Below are 24,958 nucleotides of genomic sequence, written 5' to 3'. Positions count from 1 at the left end.
GGCGGACCATCCTAGTGCTTCCAGGGGCCGGCGCACAGCCACGACTGTTCACTGAAAACCTCCCGGTGGTGCATCGGCCGGCGACATCGCGGCTGCTTGGTCTAGCCTCAAGGGAGTTTTCGCCAGTGAGGAGCCCGACCATGCCGCTCGAACATCACCCCCTGGACCGCGAGTTCCCCGAACATCGCGACACGATGCGCGAAATGCTCCAGCACAACGTGCATTTTTCCCGTCTGGCGCAGGAGTACCAGCGCCTCGACGCCCGCATCTATGAAGTGGAGGACGGCAAGCACGCCCTCGATGACCTCGCCCTGCACAGCCTGAAAATGCAGCGGGTGGCCCTGAAGGACGAGATCGCCCAGCTGCTGAAGAGCCATTGAGGCGTTGATCGGCGTCAAAACGGCGGGAGGGCGCGCTGGGTAGTCTGGCGCCCATTTCCCCTTCCGGAGCCGTCGCCATGACCGTCTACGACACCCTTCCCAATGCCGCCCCCGAGCGTGACCGCAAGGCCCTGTACGAGGCGCGTCGCGCCGAAGAGCGCACGGCGCGCCTGCGCGAACAGTACGAGCTGCTGGAAAAGCGCATCGGCCGCATCGAGCAGGGCAGCGAGCCGCTGGACGGTTCCAGCCTCCAGGCCCTGCGTATGCGCCGCGATGGCCTGCTGCAGAACCTGCAGGCGCTCAAGGCGCCGGAGCGCAAGGAAGGCTGCTGCGGCTGCGGGCGCGCCTGCAAGGGTTGATCCGCTATCATGCGGGCTTTCGTCTGACGGAGTCCGCTGATGGCCAAGGCCAAGCGCATGTACGGCTGCACCGAGTGCGGCTCGACCTTCCCCAAATGGGCCGGCCAGTGCGGCGATTGCGGGGCCTGGAACACCCTGGTTGAAACCGTCATCGACGGCGCCGCGCCCCCCAGCGGGCGCGCCGGCTGGGCCGGTGGCCAGGCGCAGATCAAGACCCTGGCCGAAGTCAGCGTCGAGGAAATGCCGCGCTTTTCCACCGCTTCCGCCGAGCTCGACCGCGTGCTCGGTGGTGGCCTGGTGGACGGCTCGGTGGTGCTGATCGGCGGCGACCCCGGCATCGGCAAGTCCACCATTCTGTTGCAGACCCTGTGCAACATCGCCTCGCGCTTCCCCGCGCTCTATGTCACCGGTGAGGAATCCCAGCAGCAGGTCGCCATGCGCGCCCGCCGCCTCGGGCTGCCGGAAGACAAGCTCAAGGTGATGACCGAGACCTGCATCGAAAGCATCATCGCCACCACCCGGGTGGAAAAGCCCAAGGTGATGGTGATCGACTCCATCCAGACCATCTTCACCGAGCAATTGCAGTCCGCCCCCGGCGGCGTGGCCCAGGTGCGCGAGAGCGCGGCGCTGCTGGTGCGCTATGCCAAGCAGAGCGGCACGGCGATCTTCCTCGTCGGCCACGTGACCAAGGAAGGCGCCCTGGCGGGCCCGCGCGTGCTGGAGCACATGGTCGACACCGTGCTGTATTTCGAGGGCGAGTCCGATGGCCGCCTGCGCCTGCTGCGGGCGGTGAAGAACCGCTTCGGCGCGGTCAACGAGCTGGGCGTGTTCGGCATGACCGACAAGGGCCTGAAGGAGGTTTCCAACCCGTCGGCGATCTTCCTCACCCGTGCCCAGGAAGCGGTGCCCGGCAGCGTGGTCATGGCCACCTGGGAAGGTTCGCGGCCGATGCTGGTGGAGGTGCAGGCCCTGGTGGACACCAGCCACCTGGCCAACCCGCGCCGGGTCACCCTGGGCCTGGACCAGAACCGCCTGGCCATGCTGCTGGCGGTATTGCACCGCCACGGCGGCATTCCCACCCACGACCAGGACGTGTTCCTCAACGTGGTGGGCGGGGTCAAGGTGCTGGAGACGGCGTCCGACCTGGCGCTGATCGCGGCGATCATGTCGAGCCTGCGCAACCGCCCGCTGGAGCATGACCTGTTGGTGTTCGGCGAGGTGGGCCTGTCGGGCGAGGTGCGCCCGGTACCGAGCGGCCAGGAGCGCCTGAAGGAGGCGGGCAAGCACGGCTTCAAGCGCGCCATCGTGCCCAAGGGCAACGCCCCGAAGGAGGCGCCCCCGGGGCTGCGGGTGATTGCGGTAACGCGCCTGGAACAGGCGCTGGATGCCCTGTTCGAGTGACCCCTACTTCTCTACCAGGGCGGCGAGGTCGCGTTCCAGCAGGTCCTCGTCGCCGAGGTTGAGTTCCACCAGGCGACGCAGGTGAGCGATGGAATCCAGGTCGATGTGCTGGCAGACGAAGCCCAGCTGGTCTTTCTGCACGCGGGTCAGCACCACCTCCATGCGCACCTGGGTGTCGCCGCTGAGGCGGACGGTGGCCAGGAACGGCTGGTCGGGGTCGCCGTTCCAGTTGCTCGGGCGCTCCACCAGCAGGCCCTTCAGGGAGATGTCCTGCAGCTCGACGTTCCAGCGACGCTCGTCCTGGGCGATCTCGGTGGCGGCATCGAACGCGATGCGGTGAAAGCGTCGGCGCTCGTTGTCTGTGTCACTCATGGCATGGCTCCTGCTCAATTCACACAACTATAGACAAGGCTCGGGGCTGCCGCTCATCGGGAGCGACGTCGCCACAGCCAGGCGCCGGCGGCACCCAGCAACAGCGCGGCGCCGGCAGCGAGGCCGTATCTGATGGAGTAGAACCCATCGCGCACGGCCTGTTCACGTTCTTCCCACAGGCGGCCGTGGGCGCTTTCGAAGTCCGGCTCCTCGCAGTTCATGCCGAAATTGCCGGCCCATTCCACGAAAGGGCCGTGCTCGACGTACCGCCGGTAGATGGCCTGGGCGCGGGGGAGGTCGCTGTACTGCACCCAGCCGCTGCCCTTGCACAGCACGGCGGCGAAGGCCTGGCTGGTATGGGGCAGGTCGTCGGCGGCGCGCTCGGTGAGGTCGGCGGCGACCCAGCGGTAGTGGTAACGCAGGTTGGGCTGGGCCAGATTGGCGTTCTGCCGCTGCACCTCGCCGGCGGAGAGCAGCCCGCCGGCCTGCAGCGGGTTCACCTGGGTGAAGGCGAAGTTGCCGCCCAGAACGTGGAAGTCCGGGGACATCTCGTAGCCCAGCAGCTCCATGCCCTGCCGGCGGGCCAGGCGGGCGGCGGTGTAGTAGGCCTCGGCGCGACCGATGCCGGTCCAGCGGCTTTGCGCCTGTTCGCGGGCCTGGCCGTATTCAAGGGCGGCGGCGCGCAGCTCGTCGCTCTCGAAATAGGCCGGGGCTTCGTCGTAGCGGCCTTCGCGCAGCAGGCGGCGGCCCAGCAGCTCGCGCAGGGAGGCGGCCACCGGTTGCGGGCGATAGGCGTCGCGGTCTTCCTGGGTTGGGGCGGGCGGCGCGACGACCTTGGCGTCCACGTAGCCCTTCAGCTCGTCGAGGGTGAGCACCCGCTCGGCCACGGCGGCGGCATCCATCCAGTAGATCTCGCCGCTGCGGTAGAGGTTGTCGAAAGCCTCCAGGTAGTCGCCGCGCTGCAGCGCGAGGATGGCGCTTTCGCCTTCCACCCGGCAACGCGGCGTGATGGTTTCCCACTCCCAGCCGGCGGTGCGCCGGGCGCCCCATTTCTCGTCCTCGGGAAAGGCCTTGGCGGCCCGGGCGTAGGCTTCGGCGGCGCGCGGGGTGTCGCCGGCACGCAGGGCCAGCTTGGCCCGCAACCACCAGGCGAGGCCGCTGTCCCCGGCCTTGGCCAGGAAGCGTCCGGCATCGTCGTAGCGGCCGACGCGGTAGGCGAGCGCGGCGAGACGGTCGGCGTTGGGCAGTTCGGCGGCGTCGAGGGCCATCAGCAATTCGGCCAGGTGCTGCTCGCCGTTGGGCTGTTCGTCGTAGAACCAGCCGATCCGGGTGAGCAGGCGCACCGTCAGCAGTCGTTGCACCTCGGGCAGCGCCAGCAGCGGCACCAGTTGCTCGTCGGGCATGCGCGCCAGCTCCCCGCTCAGCTGGCGCAGGGAGCTGTAGCCGGTGTTGGAGTGCAGCGTCGCCTGGTTGGCGTAGAGGCGGATGGCCTCGCCCCAGTCGCCGGCCTCCTTGGCCAGCAGGGCTTCCTCGCCGAGGCTGGCGGCGGCCAGCTCCAGCGGGTCGTCGAAGCCCTCGATGGCCAGTGTGCGGGTGAGGCGGAAGGCCTCCCTGGCGGCTTCGGCATTGGCGTGCAGGCGCTGGGTGATTTCCTCGTCGCTGAGCACTTCGTCGCTGGCGGGCAGGGCCCGGCTGCTGGCGGCCAGGGTGCGGCCCATGGAGTAGGCGGCCCAGGTGCTGCGGGTGCGACGCTCAGCGTCCGGCAGTGCGAGGACGCGGCGGAAGTAGTCGACGGCCAGCGGCGGGTCGCCCTGGAAGGCTACGGCGCCGGCGGTGTAGAGGCGGATTTCGGCGGGCAGGTCCTGGCCTTCCGCTTCGGCCCGCTGGGCGTCATCGAGGCCGCGCAGGGCCTGCACGCGCTGCCACATCGCTTCGCCCAGTTCGCTTTTCTCGCGCTCGTCACGCTGCTGCAGGTAGGCGCCGTTGTCCTCCTCCCAGCGCGGCACCAGGCTGGCTTCGGTGACCTGCTTGAGCCCGGGGATGGGCGGTGCCAGGCGGCTGATCTCGAAGGCGAAGTTGCCCTCGGGCAGCTCGGCCAGGCTGTTGGCGCGGTCGTCCAGCAGGCGCATGGAGAAGTCCGGGCCGCAGGCCAGGGCGCTGCCGAGCGGCAGGGCGAGGGCGATGGCCAGGGCGAGACGGGCGGGGCGACGCTCAGGGGCGTACATGGATTCCTCCTTGATCGAGTTCGGAGCAGCGGGCCCAGCCCAGCGCACGGCGCTGGCCGGCGGCGAGGTCGGCGGCGGCCTGGCGCTCCAGCACCAGGCCCGTGTCGCTGCGTTGCATGCGGTAGCCGGGCAGGGCGTCGAAGGCCTGGCAGTCCCGGGCGGCGATGTCCAGCCGCTGCGGCAGCGGGCCGGGGGCATTGCCGGTATTGGTGAGGCTGAGTTCGCGCAGGTCATCATCCCGTGGGCGTTCCACCTGGACGGCCAGTGCCGCGGCCAGGGGCTCGCCCCGGGCCACGGCGCGCAAGGTCGCCAGGGGCCAGGCGCGGCGGTCGCCCGGCAGGGGCAGGCGGAACCAGATGAGCCCGACGAGGTGGGCGGGGCGTTCATCCCGCAGGCGTTGTACCAGGGCGGCGACCTGCTGCGGGTCGGCGCTGAGTTCGCGGCGCTCGCCGGCCAGGTTCAGCGGCGCTTCGCTTTCCACCTGGGCGCCGCTGGCACTGCTGATGAGGCCGGCACCGTAGGCGGGCAAGGCGAGCAGGAAGGGGCGCTCGCTGCGTTCGGCCCAGCGCTGTGCCCAGGCGAACGCCTTGTCGGCATCGAACAGCCCCTGCTCCGGAGCGCTGACGCCGTGGACCTGCAGCACGCTGCCGTCCACCTGGGCCAGCAGTGCGTCAAGCTCCGGGCTGGACAGCCAGGCGGGCAGGGCGGTGATGCCCAGGCGCAGGCCCGGTGGCAGGGCCTGGCGCAGCTCGGCGAGGAAGCGGGTGTAGCCGGGCAGGCGCGCGCTGGCGCAGTCGTGGTCGATCTCCAGCGCCTGGGGGGTGAGGCCGGCGGCCTGCCAGTCGGCCAGCAGCGCGGTGATTTCCTCCCGTGCCCGTTGCGCGTCCAGTTGCGGCAGCTGGCCGTCGAGGCGTACCACCGCTACCAGTGGCCGGCCATCGGCGCGCAGCAGCGGGGCGTCGACGCGGATGCGCGACCAGCCGGCACCGGGGTGGGCCTGCAAGGCGAGCACGCGCAGGGTGGAGAAGTCGGCGTGGCTGGCGGCGAGGGCTTCGGCGTGGGCGGGCAGCCATTGGCGCTGCCAGACGTAGAGTTGCTGGTCGAAGGGCAGGGACGCCTCTTCGCGGCAGCCGCCGGTCAATGCGAGTAGGAAGAAGAGGGCCGCGATCCAGCGGCGGGGGAGGCCGTACATGGTCTTCATCGTGACGTGGCCCGGGCGCGAGGCCCGTTCGCGGCGGATTAGACGCCCAATCCGCTAGGCCGGCAAGGGCTGCCCGCCAACTTCGTCACATCCCCGCAAGCGGCATGGTCATTGGGCGCACGGCAGGGCCGCCTGGTTTGACAGTTCGCCAAGTGTCGCCAAAGCTGCTTAGGCGGATTTACCCCTATTGATGATTGTGGAGTGCAGCTAATGGACAACCGACTGCTGGTCAAAGGCGTGATTGTGGGACTTCTGAGCGTGGGTAGCGTGGCGGCACATGCCGACGCTGCCGGTGGTAACGGCTGCGGCTGGGGCAACATGCTGTTCGAAGGTCAGCGCGGCTTCGCACCGCACTTCCTGGCCACTACCACCAACGGCACCTCGGGTAACGCCACCTTCGGCATGACCTCCGGTACCAACGGCTGCGATGTCGGCGCCAAGATCGGCTACGGCGGCCGCTCGATGCTGGCCATGAACGGCATGCTCGACAACATTGCCGAAGACATGGCCCAGGGCCAGGGCGAAGCGCTGGACGCCTACGCCACCCTGCTGGGCGTGGAGCAGGGCGACCGCGCCCACTTCGCCAAGGTCGCCCAGGAGAACTTCTCCACCATCTTCTCCGCCCCGGACGTAACCGGCGAGCAGGTGCTGGCCAACACCCTGGAAGTGATGAGCCGCGACCAGCAACTGGCGCGCTACGCCAAGCAGCCGGCCTGATCGGCAGCGGTAACCAAGAAGCCGGGCGATGCCCGGCTTTTTCATGCCCGGTGATTGGGCTGCCTGGGCAGGGCGGGTGAACTCCGCGAATCCCTGTGCGCCGAAATGTCGGGTTGCACCCGACCTACAAGGCCTGGCGCAGGCCTAGGGTTCAGGGCACAGGGTGGGCGTAGGGTGGGCTTCAGCCCACCGCTCTCCTCCAGCCACCTCACCACCACGTGCAAGCACTCACCACCCCCAGGATTCGACACCGTCCGACCACCCCGACGACCGCGGCCGAAGGCTCTAGACCAAGGTCTGACTTCAGTTTCGCCGGGGAGCGGCTAAGCTTGTGCGGCAGCTTGTCTGTCTATCCATTCGGAGTTCCCTATGAACAATAACAATAGCGTCACGCGCCACCTGCCCTGGGCAGTGCTGGCGGTGGTCGGCGCATGTGCCTTGGGTGTGGTCGCACTACGCCGCGGCGAGGCGATCAACGCCTTGTGGATCGTAGTCGCAGCCGTTGCCCTTTACCTTGTCGCTTACCGCTACTACAGCCTGTTCATCGCCACCAAGGTGATGCAGCTGGACCCGACCCGCGCGACCCCCGCGCTGCTCAACAACGACGGCCTGGACTACGTCCCGACCAACAAGCACATCCTCTTCGGTCACCACTTCGCCGCCATCGCCGGCGCCGGCCCGCTGGTGGGCCCGGTACTCGCGGCGCAGATGGGCTACCTGCCCGGCACGCTCTGGCTGATTGCCGGCGTGGTGCTCGCCGGTGCGGTGCAGGACTTCATGGTCCTGTTCATCTCCACCCGTCGCAACGGCCGCTCCCTGGGCGAGCTGGTGCGCGAGGAGATGGGCCAGATACCCGGCACCATCGCGCTGTTCGGCGCCTTCCTGATCATGATCATCATCCTCGCGGTGCTCTCGCTGATCGTGGTCAAGGCCCTGGCCGAGAGCCCCTGGGGCATGTTCACGGTGATGGCGACCATCCCCATCGCGATGTTCATGGGCATCTACATGCGCTACATCCGCCCGGGCCGTATCGGCGAGATTTCGCTGGTGGGCGTGGTGCTGTTGCTGCTGTCGATCTGGCTCGGTGGCCAGGTGGCCGCCGACCCGGTCTGGGGCCCGGCCTTCACCTTCACCGGCGTGCAGATCACCTGGATGCTGATCGGCTACGGTTTCGTCGCCGCCGTGCTGCCCGTGTGGCTGGTGCTGGCGCCCCGTGACTACCTGTCGACCTTCCTCAAGATCGGCACCATCATCGCCCTGGCCATCGGCATCCTGGTGACCATGCCCGAGCTGAAAATGCCGGCGCTGACCCAGTTCGTCGACGGCACCGGCCCGGTGTGGAAGGGCGGCCTGTTCCCCTTCCTGTTCATCACCATCGCCTGTGGCGCGGTGTCCGGCTTCCACGCGCTGATCAGCTCCGGCACCACGCCCAAGCTGCTGGCCAACGAATCCCATGCCCGTTATATCGGCTACGGCGGCATGCTGATGGAATCCTTCGTCGCCATCATGGCCATGGTCGCCGCCTCGGTGATCGAGCCGGGCGTGTACTTCGCCATGAACAGCCCGCCGGCCGTAGTCGGCACCGACGTCGCCAGCGTGGCGGCCACCGTCAGCAGCTGGGGCTTCACCATCACCCCGGAAGTGCTGGAGGCCACCGCCCGTGACATCGGCGAGCACACCATCCTGGCCCGTGCCGGTGGTGCGCCGACCCTGGCCGTGGGCATCGCGCAGATCCTCCACCAGGTGTTGCCGGGCGAGAACACCATGGCGTTCTGGTACCACTTCGCGATCCTCTTCGAGGCGCTGTTCATCCTCACCGCGGTGGACGCCGGTACCCGTGCCGGGCGCTTCATGCTGCAGGACCTGCTGGGCAACTTCGTGCCGGCGCTGAAGCGCACCGAGTCCTGGACCGCCAACGTCATCGCCACCGCCGGCTGCGTGGCCATGTGGGGCTGGCTGCTGTACCAGGGCGTGATCGACCCGCTGGGCGGCATCAACACCCTGTGGCCGCTGTTCGGCATCTCCAACCAGATGCTCGCCGGTATCGCCCTGATGCTCGGCTGCGTGGTGCTGATCAAGATGAAGCGCCAGCGCTACGTCTGGGTCACCCTGGTGCCGGCCACCTGGCTGCTGATCTGCACCACCACCGCGGGCCTGATCAAGCTGCTCGACCCGAACCCGGCGGTGGGCTTCCTGGCCCTGGCCAAGAAATACAGCGACGCCGCCGACGCCGGCCAGATCCTGGCCCCGGCCAAGGACATGGCGCAGATGCAGCACGTGATCTTCAACGCCTACACCAACTCGACCCTGACCGTGCTCTTCCTCTTCGTGGTCCTCAGCATCCTGTTCTACGCCATCAAGGTGGGACGCAGAGCCTGGGCCAAGCCGGAGCGCACCGACAAGGAATCGCCCTTCCAGCCGATCCCGGATGCCTGAGGAGTGAACGCGCATGTTCAATGACCTGAGCCGCATGGGTAAGTACCTGGGGCAGGCCGCGCGCATGCTGGTCGGCATGCCCGACTACGACAACTACGTCGAGCACATGCGGGGCAAGCACCCGGACAAACCGGTGATGAGCTACGAGGAGTTCTTCCGCGAGCGCCAGGAAGCGCGCTACGGTGGCGGCAAAGGACGACCCATCCGCTGCTGTTAAACGTGCTTCGCCAGGCTGCTGCGCTCGCGGCGCCTGGCGAGACAGGTTGAGTTCTAACCACGCGCCACGCTGAGTCGTGGCGCGTGTCTTTTGGAGATCACGATGTACCCGACACCCATCCCCGTCACCGTGCTCAGCGGCTTTCTCGGCGCCGGCAAGACCACGCTGCTCAAGCACATCCTCAAGGCCGAGCACGGCCTGAAGATCGCGGTGATCGAAAACGAATTCAGCGAGACGCCCATCGACGGCCAACTGCTCGGCAGCGAGCCGGTGCAGGTGATGACCCTGGCCAACGGCTGCGTCTGCTGCTCCATCCACGTCGAGCTGGAGAAGGCCCTGTACCTGTTACTGGAGCGCCTGGACGCCGGCGAGCTGGCCTTCGACCGGCTGGTGATCGAGTGCACCGGCCTGGCCGACCCGGCACCCGTGGCGCAGACCTTCTTCGCCGACGAGGAGCTCTGCGAGCGCTACGTGCTGGACGGCATCATCACCCTGGTGGACGCCGCCAACGCCGAGCGCCACCTGGCCGAGACCATCGCTCAGGCCCAGGTCGGTTTCGCCGATCGCATCCTGGTGAGCAAGCGCGACCTGGTGGACAACGCCCACTTCGAGGCCCTCAGCCAGCGGCTGTCACGGATCAACCGCCGCGCGCCGATCCGCATGGTCGACCACGGCCGTATCGACCTGGCCGAACTGCTCGACGTACGCGGCTTCAACCTCAACGCCGATATCGGCTCCGGCCTGAGCCTGCGCCCGCTGACCCCGGCCGGCTCCACCGACCGAATTTCCACCCTGGTGCTGAAGAGCGACAAGGCGCTGGACCTCGACAAGCTCAGCACCTTCATGGAAGGCCTGCTGGAAGAGCACGGCAATGCACTGCTGCGCTACAAGGGCGTGCTGGATATCGCCGGCGAGGACCGGCGCATGGTGTTCCAGGGGGTGCTGCGCCTCTACGGCTTCGACTGGGACAGCGAGTGGGCGGAGGGCGAGTCGCGCGAGAGCGTGATCGTGTTCATTGGCGACGGCTTGCCGGAGGAGCGCATCCGCGCCGGTTTCGCCGAGGTGCAGGCCTGAAAGGGTGACTCGCAGGGTTGGAATGCAGATGAAAAGTAAATAGAATCACTCGCATTTGATTCCATTTACCCCTCCGGCGTGCCACCCATGAACGATGCAGTTGCGGCACCCGAACCCTGTCTCAATACCCTCTATCGCGAACACCGCAGCTGGCTGGAAAGCTGGCTGCGGCGGCGCCTGGGCAACGCCTGGGATGCTGCGGACCTGACCCAGGACACCTTCGTCCGCGTGCTCGCCGCCCACCAGGACAAACCGCTGCCGCGCCTGCAGGAGCCACGGGCCTACCTGCTCACCGTCGGCAAGCGCCTGCTGATCAACCACCACCAGCGCCGCAGCCTGGAACGCGCCTACCTGGACGCCCTGGCCAGCCTGCCGGAGGCGCAAGCGCCTTCGCCCGAACAGCGCTGGCTGCTGCTGGAAACCCTGCAGGCGCTGGACGAACTGCTCGACGGCCTGCCGCTGGCGGTGCGCCGCGCCTTCCTCTGGTCGCAGCTCGAAGGCCTCGATTACGCCAGCATCGCCCTGCGCCTGGACGTATCCGAACGCACGGTGAAGCGCTACATGGCCAAGGCCTACGAGCACTGCCTGCTGGTGGACCTGTGAGTGCCCAGCCCTCGGCCCAGGCCCGCCAGGTGGCGCGGGAAGCGGCGCACTGGCTGACGCTGCTGGAGTCCGGCGGCGCCCGCGAGGCCGACCATGCCGAATTGCAACGCTGGCGCGCCCGCAGCGGCGACCACGAACAGGCCTGGCAGAAGGCCCAGGCGTTGCGCCAGCGCTTCGCCCAATTGCCCGGCGCCCTGGCGTTGGCCAGCCTCGACCGCCCGGACCTGGGGCGGCGCACCACCCTCAAGCGCATGCTCGCTCTCGGCGCCCTGGCACCCGCCGGCTGGCTCGCCTGGCGGCAGATGCCCATCGCCAACTGGAGCGCCGACCTGCGCACCGCCACCGGCGAGCGTCGTTCGCTGGAGCTGCCCGACGGCACGCGCCTGCAGCTCAACACCGCCAGCGCGGTGAACCTGGATTTCACCGACGGTCGCCACCAGCTCGCCCTGGTCGACGGCGAAATCGCCCTGGACGGCGCCAGCGAGTTGCAGGTGCAGACCCGCGATGGTCGCCTGCAGGCCTCGGGCGCGCGCTTCTGCGTGCGCCAGTTCGACCACGGCTGCCTGGTGTCGGTGGCGCGCGGCACGGTGCGGCTGGAGCCTGTCCAGGGCATGCCGGTCACCCTGCAGGCGGGTCAGCGTGCCGGCCTGGGCGCTTCCGCTGTGGGCCGGGTGGAAGCCTTCGACACCCGCCAGCCCGACTGGCAGCAGGGTGTGCTGATCGTCGAGAACCGTGGCCTGGGTGCAGTGCTGCGCGAGCTGGATCGCTACCGACCCGGCGTGCTGCGCTGGGACCCGGCGCTGGAAACCCTCGCCGTGACCGGCACCTTCCGCCTGGAAGACACCGACAAGGCCCTGGCCCTGCTGGCCGCCAGCCTGCCCATCGAGCTGCACTACCGCACCCGCTACTGGGTGTCGCTGGTGCCACGGCAATCGCCTGCATGAGGGCTGTCCCTTTTTTTCGGCTCGCCTGTCATCACTGGCAATAGAACGAAAAAGAGAGCCTTTCGATGTCTGCAGTCCTTTACTTCCGTCCCTGCGCGATGCCTCTGCTTCTGGCCCTGGGCTGTGCCGGCCTGTCTGCCGCCAGCTGGGCCGACGACGGTGCGCGCCGCAGCTACCAGATCCCCGCCGGCAGCCTGGGCGCAGCGCTGACCCGTTTCGCTGGCGAGGCGGGCGTTAGCCTGTCCGTCGACCCGTCCCTGGTTTCCGGGCGCAGCAGTGCCGGCTTGAACGGCGACTTCGCCGTGGAGGAGGGCTTCGCCCGTCTGCTCCAGGGCTCCGGCTTGATGCTGCAGCCGGCCGGCGAGGGCAGCTACACCCTGCTGCCGGTGCCCGACCAGGGCGGCAACGTGCAGCAGCTGCAGCCGATCGCCATCACCGGGCAGGGCAGCGGCGCCAGCGCCGATCACTACGCCGGCGGCCAGGTTTCCCGTCGTGGCGGGCTGGGCATGCTGGGCGAGCGGGACTTCATGGAGACGCCCTTCAACCTCACCTCCTACACCAGCGAGGCGGTAAAGAACCAGCAGGCCCGCACCCTCGCCGACGTGGTCGCCAGCGACCCCTCGGTGCGCAGCACCAACCCCTCCGCCGGGCGCTTCGAGCAGTTCTCCATCCGGGGCTACAGCCTGTACAACAGTGATGTTGCCTATGGCGGCCTCTACGGCGTATTGCCCACCTATTCCATCGACATGGAGATGGTCGAGCGGGTCGACATCCTCAAGGGCCCGGGCGCCCTGCTCGGCGGCCTGGCACCCAATGGCAGCGTCGGCGGCAGCGTGAATATCGAACCCAAGCGCGCGGGTGACGAACCGACCACCGAGTTCACCGCCCTGCACGCGTCTTCCGGCCAGTTGGGTGGGCACGTGGACATCGGCCGGCGCTTCGGCGACGACCAGCGCTTCGGCCTGCGCTTCAACGGCGTCAAGCAATCCGGCGACACCGAGTGGGACCACCAGAGCCTGGAGCGTGATTCCGCCGTCCTGGGGCTGGACCTGCGCGCCGAGCGGGTGCGCCTGTTCCTCGACCTGGGCCGCCAGGAGCGCGATGTCGACGGGCCCATGGAGCGGGTCGGCCTCAACGCCGGGGTCAAGGTGCCGGACGCCGAAGACATCCACCACAACTTCGCCCAGCCCTGGACCTACTCCCGCGCCAAGGACACCTTCGGCGCCCTGCGCGGCGAGTACGACCTGAGCGAGTCGCTGATGCTCTACGCCGCCGCCGGTGCGCGCCGGGGCGACTACGACTTCCTCCGCCATGCGGTGCAGCTGACCAACGACGCCGGGCGCTTCGTGGTCAGCCCGCGGGCCTTCCAGCGTGAGGAGGAGGTGCGTACGGCCACTGTGGGCCTGCGCAACTGGTTCTCCACGGGCTCGGTGGGGCACACCCTCAACCTCAGCCTCAACCGTTTCGACATGACCTTCGACAACAGCGGTGCGCGCTACGCCAATGGCGTGAGCAACCTGTTCGACCCGGTGACCCTGCCGGTGCCGCTCACGCCCACGGCCGCCGACAACCCGACCCACACCGAGAGCGTGCTCTCCAGCCTGGCGCTGGCCGACACCCTGAGCTTCGCCGACGACCAGGTGCTGCTGACCCTGGGCGCGCGTCTGCAGCGGGTTGAGGTGGACAGCTCCGAGCCGGGCGAGCCCGACCAGCGTTATGACGAAAGCGCCACCTCGCCGGCCTTGGGCGTGGTCTGGCGCACCACCGAGGCACTGTCGCTCTACGCCAACTACATGGAAGGCCTGACCCAGGGCCAGACCGCCCCGGAGACGGCCAACAACGCCGGCCAGGTGTTCGCGCCCTACCGCAGCAAGCAGGTGGAGGCGGGCATCAAGTACGACAGGGGCAGCCTCGTCACCACCCTCAGCCTGTTCCGCATCGAGAAGCCCGCCTACTACACCGAGAACGGCTACCTGCGCCCCGATGGAGAGCAACGCAACCAGGGCCTGGAGCTGAACCTATTCGGCGAACCGCTGGAAGGCGTGCGCGTACTGGGCGGCGCCATGCTGCTGGACGCCGAACTGACCCGCACCGCCAATGGCACCAACGACGGCAACCGCGCCATCGGCGCGCCCATCCTCAATGCCAACCTCGGCCTGGAATGGGACCTGCCCCAGGTGCAGGGGCTGACCCTCACCGCGCGGGCCATCCACACCGGCGCCCAGTACCTCGACCAGGCCAACACCCAGAAGGCCGACGCCTGGCAGCGCTACGACCTGGGCGCGCGCTACGCCTTCGCCGTGGGCGAGACGGACGTGACCCTGCGCGCCAGCGTGGAGAACGTCATGGACAAGGCCTACTGGGCCTCCGCCAACGTCCCCGACGGCACCGCCACCGGCCTCACCCTCTCCACCCCACGCACCTGGCTGGTGTCGGCGACATTCGGTTTCTGAGGGGGCGTTCCCGGGCTGAAGCCCGGGCTACGGTCGGTATTCGTAGAGCGTAGGGTGGGCTTCAGCCCACCATCGGGGCGGCCGGCAATCCCCATGGTGGATGGAAAAAGCGCCATCCACCCTACACCCCGACGTACCCCGTGCCTGTAGGGGCGAACTCATTCGCCAAGGGCCGCCGGCACGTTGTGTCCGGCAAGTGTAGGGTGGACCACGCTTCACCGGTCCACCGCAGCAGAGCCCGGTTCGGCTCCGCTGGTGGATGAAAAGAGCGCCATCCACCCTACACCCCGACGTACCCCGTGCCGGTAGGGGCGGACTCATTCGCCAAGGGCCGCCGGCACGTTGTGTCCGGCAAGTGTAGGGTGGACCACGCTTCACCGGTCCACCGCAGCGGAGCCCGGTTCGGCTCCGCTGGTGGATGAAAAGAGCGCCATCCACCCCCGAGATACCCCGTGCCTGTAGGGGCGAATTCATTTGCCAAGGGCCGCGCAGCGCTCCCACGGCCTGTGCGACAGGCACAAAAAAGCCCGGCATAAGCCGGGCTTTTTCGTCAGCGCTGACGCTTAGTTGCCGTAGACCGGCAGCTTGGCGCAGACGGCCTTGACCTGTTCGCGAACGCGGTCGACCACGGACTCGTCGCCCATGTTCTCGAGGATGTCGCAGATCCAGGTGGCCAGCTCGCGGCACTCGACTTCCTTGAAGCCACGGGTGGTGACGGCCGGGGTGCCGATGCGCAGGCCGGAGGTGACGAAGGGCGAGCGCGGGTCGTTGGGTACCGAGTTCTTGTTCACGGTGATGAAGGCACGACCCAGGGCGGCGTCGGCGTCCTTACCGGTGATGTCCTGCTTGATCAGGGACAGCAGGAACAGGTGGTTCTGGGTACCGCCGGAGACTACGTCGAAGCCGCGGTCGATGAACACCTGGGCCATGGCCTGGGCGTTTTTCACCACTTGCTGCTGGTAGGTCTTGAACTCGGGCTGCAGGGCTTCCTTGAAGCACACGGCCTTGGCGGCGATGACGTGCTCCAGCGGGCCACCCTGGGCGCCGGGGAAGACGGCGGAGTTCAGCTTCTTCTCGATCTCTTCGTTCTTGCGAGCGAGGATCAGGCCGCCGCGCGGGCCGCGCAGGGTCTTGTGGGTGGTGGTGGTGACCACGTCGGCGAAGGGCACCGGGTTCGGGTATACGCCGGCGGCGACCAGGCCGGCCACGTGGGCCATGTCGACGAACAGGTAGGCACCTACCTTGTCGGCGATGGCGCGGAAGCGGGCGAAGTCCAGGACCTGCGAATAGGCGGAGAAGCCGGCGACGATCATCTTCGGCTTGTGCTCGACGGCCAGGCGCTCGACTTCGTCGTAGTCGATCAGGCCGGCGTCGGTGATGCCGTACTGCACGGCGTTGTACAGCTTGCCGGAGGAGGAGACGGAGGCGCCGTGGGTCAGGTGACCGCCGTGGGCCAGGCTCATGCCGAGGATGGTGTCACCGGCCGACAGCAGGGCCAGGTAGACGGCGGCGTTGGCCTGGGAACCGGCGTGGGGCTGGACGTTGGCGTAGTCGGCACCGAACAGTTCCTTGGCGCGGTCGATGGCCAGTTGCTCGACGACGTCGACGTACTCGCAACCGCCGTAGTAGCGCTTGCCCGGGTAACCCTCGGCGTACTTGTTGGTCAGTACCGAACCCTGGGCTTCCATCACCGCCGGGCTGGTGTAGTTCTCGGAGGCGATGAGTTCGATGTGCTCTTCCTGGCGCTGGGCTTCCTGCTCCATCGCGGCGAAGAGGTCTGCATCGTAGCGGGCGAGGGTCAAATCACGGCTGAACATGGCGGTCCTCTCAGGGATCGGTACGTGGAAAGGCGCGCATTCTAACTCATAGGTCGTTGGCTGACACATGAAGGTCGGTCATACGACAGACAAGTGGCATTCACGCGGAATCGCTGTCGTCTTCCTGCAACTGGGCGAGCTTCTGGCGCAGGGTCTCGCGCTCATGGTCGAACAGCAGCGGCAGCTGCTGCCAGCTCTCGTAGAGCGGCTCCAGCCAGCAGCAGTAGCCGTCGTCGGGGCGCTGGCTTTCCAGCTGTTCGAAGCAGGTGTGGATGTCCAACGCATGGGCCGGTTCGTCGTGGGCGATGGCCGCCAGCACGCGGATGGCCGCCACCGTGGTCCAGTCACTGGGCCCGAACAGGGCGCAGAGCAGCAGTTCGCGGCGCCGCGAGCCTTCCCAGCCACCGTCGAGATGGGCCAGCACCTGGGCGGCGGCGCTTTGTACACGGGTGAGCCAGACCAGTGCGGAGATCGAGCGGTCGGGCACCGCCGGCGGGTGCACCAGGGTCGCCAGCACCTGCAACGCTTCGTCAGCCTCCAGGCCGGCGGCCACATGGCTGGCCTGGGCCCAGTTGGCGCGGGCATAAGGCTTGGCTGCGAGCCCGGCGATCAGCGCGCTGACCTTTGCTCCCGGCGGCGGCAGAGCCGGTTGCGCCTGGTCGCCCTCGTAGCGCCAGAGCCGGTGGGCGACCGGGCCCAGGGGCTGGCGCGGGTCGGGCTGGGCGATGGATTCGGCGGTGACCTCCACCTTGCAACCGGCCAGGCCATGGGCGGCGAGCTCCAGGGTGATGGCGAGGACGTTGCTCGGCGCCTCCAGGGAGCTGGTGCGCAGGGTGATGCTGTCGCCGGGCGAGCCGTTGTAGCTGCCATCGAGCAGGCTGTCGCGGATCTTGCGCAGGACGTTGGCGCTGGCGTCGTTGGGTTGGGGCGGGGCGCCGCTGGCGAGGAACCACAGCTGGTAGGCGCGCTCGTTATCGGCCTTGGCGGCGTCGATCACCCGCTGCAGCAGGGCGTCGTCGCCCGTGGCGCGCCACTGGCAGTAGTCCCGCGAGGGGGCGGCCCAGGCATGTTCCGGGTGCAGCGCCAGGGCCTGGTCGTACCAACTGATCGCCTGGGCCCAGCCCTGGTTCTCCAACCAGGTGTCGCCGGCCTCCAGGTAGGTGCTGAGCTCCTCCGGTTGCTGCTGCATGGCCTGGCTGAAGGCCTGGTCGGCCTCCGCCGGGCGGCCCTGCTGGCGCAGCACCAGGCCCCGTGCGGTCGCCTGGTGCCAGTCCTGTTGCTGCACTGGGCCGGCCAGTTCCAAGGCCTGGTCGAACAGGGCGGCGCGGCGCAGCAGGCCGATGTGCAGCATGGCCCATTGGGCGACGAAATCGTCCGAAGGCTGGATGCGACTGGCCAGTGCGGCCCAGCGGCGGGTGTTGGCGAGGTCGTGGGCGGTGGCTTCGCGGGCTTCCGGGGTGCGCTGGATGACGCGGCCGTAGAGGCGCATCTGCAGGTCGGCATCCAGCTGCTCCAGGGCGCCGGCCGGTTCCAGCCAGCCGAGGGCCCAGGCGTCGAGGTAGTCGCTTTCGGGGGTGGCGTCGATGACGTGCAGGAGCAGGTCCACCGCGTCGGCGACCCGCCCTTCGCGGGCCATGATCCAGCAACGCAGGGCCTCGGTGGCGGCGTAGCGCTGATCGCTCGGCGGCAGCAGCACGGCTTCAGCCGGGGTGCCGGCGGTTTGCAGGTAGCGTTCGGCCAGGGCCAGCCATTCGGGGTTGCCCGGGGCGAACTTCAGCAGCTCGGCCAGGTGCTCGGCGCCATGGGCGAGGTTGCCTTGTTCCAGCTCGGCCTCGGTGATGAAGCGCTCGAACTCGGCAGTGCCCTGGCGCAGCTCGATGCTGGTTTGTTCGGGGGCAGCCTGCGCCTCGGCGGTCGGGGCGGCTGGGGTGGTCTGGCGGGTATCGGCGTTGCGGGTAAAGCGTTTCCACCAGGACATGGCGGGCTCCTTGTCTCGTCGTCGCCGGTCAATGGCGGGCTGGTCGGGCGGGGCGCTGGGCGGTGATGGCGCGATCTTACGGCAAGGCCCCCGGTACGGGCCTGTCGGGGATCACGAAACTGGTTTCGCGGCGAGGTGGAGCGGTGTTCGGCATGACCTCGAAGGGTGGACCGGTGAAGCGTGGTCCACCCTACGCCCGGGCTGCGGAGACAAATAAGCCCAGGTGTTGACGGTATCCGCCGATCCCCCAGGCTCTTGCAGCTTGCAGCTTGCAGCTTGCAGCTTGCAGCTTGCAGCTTGCAGCTTGCAGCTTGCAGCTTGCAGCTTGCAGCTTGCAGCTTGCAGCTTGCAGCTTGCAGCTTGCAGCTTGCAGCTTGCAGCTTGCAGCTTGCAGCTTGCAGCTTGCAGCTTGCAGCTTCCAGCTCGCTGTCAGCGCTCAGGCAGCAACAGGAAATCGGTCACCACCGCCACCAGCCGGCCGTCGGCGTCGTAGCCGAAGTAGCTGGGGTAGGCGCCGTCGCCGTAGCCGCTGGAGAAGAACGCCACATTGCCGGCGTCGGTCGGCAGCAGGTACCAGCTGCGGGTGTGCTGGTAGGTCTTGTCCAGTTCGGCGAACAGGCGCTCGTCGAAGGCCTCGCCTTCCTGGTCTCGGCGGGCCTCGTAGCTGCGCAGGGCGGCGGCGTCCATGAAGCCGCCGGTGCCGCTGTCCACCCCGTAGCCGAAGAACTCGTCCGGGCCCAGGGTGATCGGGTCCTGGCCTTTCACCAGGGCCATCTCCCAGCGGGTCGCCGGGCCGGGGGCGAAGACGATGCGGGCGAAGGCCACGCGCTCGTCATCGCCGATCCGTGCGATGGCCAGCTGCAGCGGATAGCGGCCCTTGGGCACGGCCTGGGTGAAGGGGCCGTCGCAACTCACCAGCGGGTCGCAGGCCACCAGTTGCCCGGTGGGCAGCTCCAGCTCGCCGATGGCCTGTGTATGGAGGCGGTAGTCCTGGCCCTCCACCTGCACCTGGTAGCCCTCGGTGAAGGCGGCATCGAAGAGCGGGTGGTCCTTCGGGGCGGCGGCCTCGGCGTGGAGCGCTGGCAGGGCCAGCAGCAGGGCGAGCCCGGCGAAGTGTCGGTTCATGGGCAGCGGTACTCCATCTGTGCGCCAGTGGCCGAGAAGATCTCATGCCAGCGCCTGAGACTGTGTGGATCGGCGCTCAAAACCCGGAAGCTGCCAGGCTGCATGCGCTGTCGGGCCTGGGCGGGCGAGAGCTGGTCGGCCTGCCTCAAGAGCGCGAGCACCTTGATCGGCTGTGGGCCGATATCCGTGACCCATAGCTCCGCTGCCGAGGGCCGGCTGCTGCTTGGCGCGGGGTCACCGTGGTGGGCGGTCAGCCAGGCCATGGCCTGTTCGCTGGCGAGCCCCGAGCATTCCGCCGCGGCGTCCCGGTGCTGGCGGCAAAACCATTCGAGCCCGGCCGGGTGCCCTGCGGCGCCGGGTGGCAGGGGCCGGTAGTCGGCGAAGGTGATCCAGCGCCCGCAATCGGCCAGGCCGTCGCACACACAGGGCTTGTGGCAGAGCGCGCAAATGGGCGGCTTCACCGCGGCCACCGGACGCTGGACATAGGAGGGTGGGGCATGCCGGAGTCCTATCGCATTCATTGATCGGCGCCCCGCTCGGGCCGCTGAAGCAAGGTAATCTACGCGCCGTTTCGGCCCGCGTCGGGCGCCATCATTGCACAAGGATCGAAGATGGAACCGGTATTCGTTACGCAGCGTCTGGCTGCACTGTTTGAGTCCCATGGCGTCGAGTTCGTCGTGCACGACGATTGGGTCGCCCCCGGGGGCCGGCTGCCGGCCATCCGCGCCACCTGGTACCCCGGCGAGCAGACCGGACGGCTGAACGTGGATGTGCTGCTGGAAGACGACAACCGCCAGTTCCAGGAAGCCTTCGTCGGCCTGGGCGAGGGCGAGTCGGGTTTGCAGGACGCCTGGCAGAACTTCTGCCGCAACAGCTTCCACGTGCTGCTCTCGGCGTTGTGGGGCCATGTCGACGAGGAGCAGGTGATGGTGGAGACCTGGCAGGTGGGCGAGCAGCGCTTCGAGGCGCACCTGGGCAACCTCGGCCTGCGGGGCGCCGATGGCAAGGTGCCGGAGCTGCCCGCCGAGCTGTTCCCCAGTATCGAGACGCAGATCCGCGCCCAGCCGCTGGACGCACGCATCCACTGGTTCCGCCACTTCTTCTGCGCCTTCAGCAACCAGCGCACGGTAGAGGCGCTGTTCGACAACGACGCCTGGCAGGCCGGCATGGACAGCCTCTCGCGCCTGGGCTGGCAGGATTCGCAGGCGTACTACAGCGTGCGGCACTTCCTGGTGGTCAAGCCGATCCCCGCCTGACGGTGTTTGCCCGGAACGGTCCCGCTGCAACGCAAGAGCCCCGCATTTAGCGGGGCTCTTGCGTGGGGCTGGCCTGGTGGTTCGAGGTGCTCAACTGAGCATGAACAGCGCGGCGCCGCCGAACTGGGCCTCGAACTGCTCGGGGCTCATGGGGCGGCCGAAGAGGTAGCCCTGCACCTCGTCGCAGCCGTGTTCGCGGAGGAACTCCAGCTGGGCGTGGGTCTCGACGCCTTCGGCGATCACCGCGAGGTTGAGGCTGTGGGACATGGCGATGATGGCGCGGGCGATCTGCGCATCGCGCTCACCGTCGGGCAGGCCGTCGACGAAGCTGCGGTCGATCTTCAGCACATCGATGGGGAACTGCTTGAGGTAGTTGAGCGAAGAGTAGCCGGTGCCGAAGTCGTCCACCGCGATGCACAGGCCCAGGCGCTTGAGGCTGGCGAGAATCTGCATCGCTTCGCTGACATCGCGCATGAGGATGGATTCGGTCAGCTCCAGCTCCAGGCAGGCGGGCGGCAGGCCGCTGTCGGCGAGGATTCCGGAGATGCGTTCCACCAACTGGCCGTCGGCGAACTGGCGCGCGGAGATGTTCACCGAGATCTTCGGCAGGCGCATCTTCTGCTGGTGCCAGTGCTTGAGCTGGCGGCAGGCTTCGCGCACCACCCAGTCGCCGACGTCCACCACCAGGCCGAGTTCTTCGAGCACCGGGATGAAGTCGTTGGGCGGCACCAGGCCGCGTTTGGGGTGCTGCCAGCGCAGCAGCGCCTCGACGCCGGTGAGGCGCTTGCCGTCGCCGGAGAACTGCGGCTGGTAATAGAGGATGAATTCGCGCTGCTCCAGGGCGTGGCGCAGGTCGCCCTCCAGCTCCAGGCGCTCCAGGGCGCGGGCGTTCATTTCGGCCTGGTAGAACTGGAAGTTGTTCTTGCCGCGTTCCTTGGCGTGGTACATCGCGGTGTCGGCGTTCTTCATCAGCTGGCTCAGCTCGCGGCCGTCCTGGGGGCTGAGGGCGATGCCGATGCTGGCGGTAACGAAGAACTCGCGGCCTTCCAGCACGAAGGGGCGGGCCAGGCTGGCGAGTATCTGCTCGGCCACGCTGATGGCGCGGTTCAGCGCGCCTTCGCGGGTGGCGCGAGGTTGCAGTAGCAGGGTGAATTCGTCGCCACCCATGCGCGCCACGGTGTCGTCGTCGTCGACGCAGGCCGCCAGGCGGATGGCCACGTCCTTGAGCATGCGGTCGCCGGCGGCATGGCCGAGGGAGTCGTTGATCGGCTTGAAACGGTCGAGGTCGAGGAACATCAGCACCACCCACTCCTGGTGCCGCTCGGCGTGCTGCAGCGCGGTGTGCAGGCGGTCCTGGAACAGGGTGCGGTTGGGCAGGTGGGTGAGGGCGTCGTAGTAGGCCAGGCGGTGGATGCGCTGCTCGCTGGCCTTGCGCTCGCTGATGTCGCTGAAGAAGCACACGTAGCTGACCAGGTCGCCTTCCTCGTCGTGCACTGCGGTGATGCCGATCCACGAGGGATAGGCATCGCCCTGGCGGCGCTTGAGCCAGACTTCGCCCTCCCAGCTGCCGCGCTGGTTGAGTTGGCCGAGGATGTAGTTGAGCTGGGTGGCCTGCTGGCGGTCGGCGGTGAGCACCGAGGGCAGCTGGTCGAGCACTTCGGCCGAGGAATAGCCGGTGATGCGGCTGAAGGCTTCGTTGACCTGGACGATATAGCCGGCCGGGTCGGTGACCAGGATGGCCGAGGTGGAGTGCTCGAACACCGTCGCCGCCATGCGCAGGTCCTTCTCGGCGCGGCGTTGCTGGCTGATGTCGCGGCCGACGCCGAGCAGCCCTTCGAACTGCCCGTGTTCGTCCCACATCAGCATGATGCGCAGTTCCACGGGAATCTTGCGGCCGTCGGCGCGCAGGCAGTCGAAGAGGAACAGCTGGGCCGGCAGGCGGGCGCGCAGTTCGGCCAAGCGCTGGGGGTTGCCCAGGGCGTTGCTGACCTGGTCCAGCAGCACGTAGAGCGGGGCCATCTGCCGTGGGTCGGCGACGGCGGTGTTGAAGCCGTTGGCGACCACCGATTCGGCGCTGAGGCCGAGCACCGGCTGCACCGAGGGGCTGACGTAGTTGAGCTGCAGCTGGCGGTCGCTGGTGAAGATCACGTCGCTGATGCTTTCGGCCAGCAGGCGGTAGCGCCGCTCGCTGTCGCGCATCAGTTCGCTGGCTTCGATCTGCTCGGTGATGTCCTTGGCCACGCCTATCAGGCGGCTGACCCGGCCCTGCTCGTCGCGGGTCAGGGATTGCTCGCGGATGTCGAACCAGTGCCAGTTGCCGTCGCGATGGCGCCAGCGCAACTGGCATTGCAGCAGCAGGCCGTCGCCGACCACCTGTTGCAGGTTGCGCATGCGCCAGTACTGTTCCTCGTCGTCCGGGTGCAGCACCTGCTCCCAGAAGCGCTCGCCCATCTCCTTGAGCTCGCTGCGGCTGTAGCCGAGCTGCTGGCCGAGGCGGTTGTTGCTGAGCATGACCTTGCGGTTGCCGATGTCGTGCACGTAGAGGGTGTCCGGCACGGCCAGCACCACGTCCGACCAGAAGCGCTCGCGCTCGATCAGCGACAGCTCGATGCGCTTGCGGCTGGTGATGTCGCTGATGCTCAGGGTGACGGCGTGCAGGTCCTGGATCATTTCCGGCAGGCGCAGCACCACCCACAGGTGGCGCTCGGTGCCCTGGGGCGTGACGAGGCGGGTTTCCAGCTCGATCTGCGATTGGCTGCCGAGTACGGCGCCGATCAGCTGGGCGCGGATGCCGCCATCGCGCAACGGGCCGTGGCCGACCAACTGCTGCCAGGCCTGCTCGGTGCTGGCGACGCCCAGCAGGCGCAGGGCGAACTGGTTGACCTCGGTGATGCGCAGGCGCTGTTGCAGCTCCATGTGCTGTTCGGGGTGCGCGGTGATCCACTGGCCGAGGGCCTGGGTGTCGCGCAGGCCCAGCTGGAACAGGTATTCGCGCAGGCCGGAAAGGTCCAGCACGCAGAGCGCGACGCCGGTGCCTTCGAAGATGTCCTGGTAGCGCCGACGGGTTTCCTGCAGCACGCGCAGGGCCTGCTGCTCTTCGGTGACGTCGCGCAGCACCCAGACGTAGCCGATCAGCTTGGCGCCATCGTTGAGGTCGTTGCGGGTCACGGCGAACAGGCGCTGCTCGCCGTCGACGCCGGCGGGCACCAGGTCCGGGCCGAGGTCGTTGGGGAAGGTGGTGGCGTGCAGCAGCAGCGGGTCCAGCCCTGGCAGCAGGGCCAGCAGGTGGTACTCCTGGGATTCTTCGCTGCTCATGCCGAACAACGCCTCGGCGCGGGCGTTGAGGTAGCACACCACGCCGTCGGTCCAGGTCACCACCACGCGCTCTTCGATCACCCCCAGGGCGCTGGCCGCCTGACGCAGGGAGCGCCGCGAGGCGTCGTTGATCTCGCGCAGGTTGCGCTGTTCGCGCTGCAGGACGAACAGGGCGATGGTGGCCAGGGTGGCGCAGATCAGGAACAGCGCGAAGCGGCCGATGAGGCCGGGCAGCAACTGGGCCTGCACCTGGCGTTCGTCGTAGAGCGCGCGCAGCTGCCAGTCACTGTGGGCGAGGGGGGCGAGGAACAGCGTCTGCGACTCTTCCTCGGCGGTCACCGGCATGACGATGGGGCTGTCCTTGTCGAGCTTGCCGCTGTGCAGCAGCACGCGGGCGCTGAAGCGGTCCTCCAGCAGCCAGCCGGACTGGGCGCGCTCCTGCTCGCGGATCCAGTTGTGCAGCGCACGCGGCGCCAGGCGCAGGAGCCAGGCGTTGTTGGCCTGCACGTCCCGCAGGATCAGGTACAGCTGGCCGCCGGCCTGGGCGCTGAAGGCGAAGTGCACGGGCTGGCCGGCGGAGCGCTGGTAGAGGCTGGCGACGAACAGGGCGTCGTCGGCGCCTTCCCCGCTGTCGGCGGCGATGCCGCCACGGGGGGTGAGCCAGGCGATGCTGCGCATGGCCGGGTAGATGCGCCGCAGGTTGTCCAGCAGCTCGGGGTTGATGGACGGCTGGCGGGCGCTCTGGGAGAGGAAGGCGAGGCCGGCCTGGGCCTTGAACTCCATGCTGCCTTCCAGGTGGCTGGACATTTCCCGTGCCAGCTCCTGGCTGCGTTGTCGCTGGCTGTCCTGGAGCTGGTGGTACTCCTGTTGCAGCTGCCAGAGGAGCAGGCCGAGCATCGACAGCACGAGGATCACGAGCAGGCCCTTCACCGAGCGATGCATCGGCGGGCCGTACGGCTCTCCGGGCGCACGCGGGGTAGTGGAAGGGCGAAGCTTGGGCACTGGGCGAAATCCTGCGGTGACGACGAAAAAGGCAGGGTGGTGCTTGCCGACTGACTGTAGTCCGGCTGATGCAAGCCGGCTAG

The 24,958-nt window shown here is 68.3% G+C and carries 19 protein-coding genes; 11 read left to right on the top strand and 8 right to left on the bottom strand.

Annotated elements, in window-relative coordinates:
- Positions 1–140: 140 nt before the first annotated feature.
- The 3 genes from RTW82_RS13800 to radA all read left to right on the top strand — a co-directional run bounded on the left by RTW82_RS13800 (position 141) and on the right by radA (position 2,140).
- On the top strand, positions 141–380 hold the full coding sequence (locus tag RTW82_RS13800; protein WP_043244487.1) for a YdcH family protein: 240 nt from the start codon (positions 141–143) through the stop codon (positions 378–380).
- A gap of 77 nt (positions 381–457) precedes the next feature.
- Entirely contained in the window at positions 458–739 is a 282-nt protein-coding gene (locus tag RTW82_RS13795; RefSeq protein ID WP_021218794.1) for a YdcH family protein, read from the top strand.
- Between the two features lie 39 nt (positions 740–778).
- On the top strand, positions 779–2,140 hold the full coding sequence (gene radA, locus RTW82_RS13790) for a DNA repair protein RadA (protein ID WP_316925420.1): 1,362 nt from the start codon (positions 779–781) through the stop codon (positions 2,138–2,140).
- A 3-nt stretch (positions 2,141–2,143) separates the two neighbouring features.
- Here radA and RTW82_RS13785 read toward each other — a convergent pair whose 3' ends face one another.
- From RTW82_RS13785 to RTW82_RS13775, 3 genes are read right to left on the bottom strand one after another with little or no spacing between them, the layout of a single operon-like run.
- Positions 2,144–2,512, bottom strand: a complete 369-nt coding sequence (locus tag RTW82_RS13785) for a PilZ domain-containing protein (protein WP_021218792.1) — start codon at positions 2,510–2,512, stop codon at positions 2,144–2,146.
- Between the two features lie 53 nt (positions 2,513–2,565).
- Positions 2,566–4,737: a hypothetical protein gene (locus RTW82_RS13780; protein ID WP_316925419.1), complete on the bottom strand. Its 2,172-nt coding sequence runs from the start codon at positions 4,735–4,737 to the stop codon at positions 2,566–2,568.
- On the bottom strand, positions 4,724–5,929 hold the full coding sequence (locus tag RTW82_RS13775) for a DUF3142 domain-containing protein (RefSeq protein ID WP_316925418.1): 1,206 nt from the start codon (positions 5,927–5,929) through the stop codon (positions 4,724–4,726). The genes RTW82_RS13780 and RTW82_RS13775 overlap by 14 nt, the downstream gene beginning before the upstream one ends.
- 219 nt (positions 5,930–6,148) lie before the next feature.
- Here RTW82_RS13775 and RTW82_RS13770 point away from each other — a divergent pair, with 219 nt between their 5' ends.
- The 7 genes from RTW82_RS13770 to RTW82_RS13740 all read left to right on the top strand — a co-directional run bounded on the left by RTW82_RS13770 (position 6,149) and on the right by RTW82_RS13740 (position 14,382).
- Positions 6,149–6,655 (top strand): DUF3015 domain-containing protein, encoded by a 507-nt coding sequence (locus RTW82_RS13770; RefSeq protein ID WP_316925417.1) that lies wholly within the window; start codon positions 6,149–6,151, stop codon positions 6,653–6,655.
- 369 nt (positions 6,656–7,024) lie between these two features.
- Positions 7,025–9,091: a carbon starvation CstA family protein gene (locus RTW82_RS13765; protein WP_271660024.1), complete on the top strand. Its 2,067-nt coding sequence runs from the start codon at positions 7,025–7,027 to the stop codon at positions 9,089–9,091.
- A 13-nt stretch (positions 9,092–9,104) separates the two neighbouring features.
- Complete coding sequence (locus tag RTW82_RS13760; protein WP_021218787.1) at positions 9,105–9,308, top strand: YbdD/YjiX family protein; 204 nt, start codon at positions 9,105–9,107, stop codon at positions 9,306–9,308.
- A 102-nt stretch (positions 9,309–9,410) separates the two neighbouring features.
- Positions 9,411–10,382, top strand: a complete 972-nt coding sequence (yjiA, locus tag RTW82_RS13755) for a GTPase (protein ID WP_316925416.1) — start codon at positions 9,411–9,413, stop codon at positions 10,380–10,382.
- Positions 10,383–10,469: 87 nt separating this feature from the next.
- Positions 10,470–10,985, top strand: a complete 516-nt coding sequence (locus RTW82_RS13750) for a sigma-70 family RNA polymerase sigma factor (RefSeq protein WP_021218785.1) — start codon at positions 10,470–10,472, stop codon at positions 10,983–10,985.
- Entirely contained in the window at positions 10,982–11,929 is a 948-nt protein-coding gene (locus RTW82_RS13745; protein ID WP_043244481.1) for a FecR domain-containing protein, read from the top strand. The genes RTW82_RS13750 and RTW82_RS13745 overlap by 4 nt, the downstream gene beginning before the upstream one ends.
- Positions 11,930–11,994: 65 nt before the next feature.
- On the top strand, positions 11,995–14,382 hold the full coding sequence (locus RTW82_RS13740) for a TonB-dependent receptor (RefSeq protein ID WP_316925415.1): 2,388 nt from the start codon (positions 11,995–11,997) through the stop codon (positions 14,380–14,382).
- Between the two features lie 563 nt (positions 14,383–14,945).
- Here the strand turns inward: RTW82_RS13740 and glyA are convergent.
- From glyA to RTW82_RS13720, 4 genes are all read right to left on the bottom strand, one after another.
- Complete coding sequence (glyA, locus tag RTW82_RS13735) at positions 14,946–16,199, bottom strand: serine hydroxymethyltransferase (RefSeq protein ID WP_316925414.1); 1,254 nt, start codon at positions 16,197–16,199, stop codon at positions 14,946–14,948.
- 100 nt (positions 16,200–16,299) lie between these two features.
- Entirely contained in the window at positions 16,300–18,177 is a 1,878-nt protein-coding gene (locus RTW82_RS13730) for a hypothetical protein (protein WP_316925413.1), read from the bottom strand.
- Between the two features lie 429 nt (positions 18,178–18,606).
- Positions 18,607–19,302 (bottom strand): DUF4241 domain-containing protein, encoded by a 696-nt coding sequence (locus tag RTW82_RS13725; RefSeq protein ID WP_316925412.1) that lies wholly within the window; start codon positions 19,300–19,302, stop codon positions 18,607–18,609.
- Positions 19,299–19,763: a hypothetical protein gene (locus tag RTW82_RS13720; RefSeq protein ID WP_316925411.1), complete on the bottom strand. Its 465-nt coding sequence runs from the start codon at positions 19,761–19,763 to the stop codon at positions 19,299–19,301. The genes RTW82_RS13725 and RTW82_RS13720 overlap by 4 nt, the downstream gene beginning before the upstream one ends.
- 150 nt (positions 19,764–19,913) lie before the next feature.
- Between RTW82_RS13720 and RTW82_RS13715 the strand changes: the two genes are divergently transcribed.
- Entirely contained in the window at positions 19,914–20,558 is a 645-nt protein-coding gene (locus RTW82_RS13715; protein ID WP_316925410.1) for a DUF6348 family protein, read from the top strand.
- 90 nt (positions 20,559–20,648) lie between these two features.
- Here the strand turns inward: RTW82_RS13715 and RTW82_RS13710 are convergent, their stop codons facing one another.
- Positions 20,649–24,815 carry an EAL domain-containing protein gene (locus tag RTW82_RS13710; protein ID WP_316925409.1) on the bottom strand — a complete coding sequence of 1,389 codons (4,167 nt, stop codon included), beginning with the start codon at positions 24,813–24,815 and terminating at the stop codon, positions 20,649–20,651.
- Positions 24,816–24,958 lie beyond the last annotated feature (143 nt).

Origin of the sequence: Pseudomonas sp. zfem005 (genome assembly GCF_032621735.1) — a bacterium.
In the GTDB taxonomy this organism is placed as follows: Bacteria; Pseudomonadota; Gammaproteobacteria; order Pseudomonadales; family Pseudomonadaceae; genus Metapseudomonas; species Metapseudomonas solani.
The sequence above is the reverse complement of the archived record's forward strand: the minus strand, read 5'-3'. Positions and strand labels throughout refer to the sequence as shown.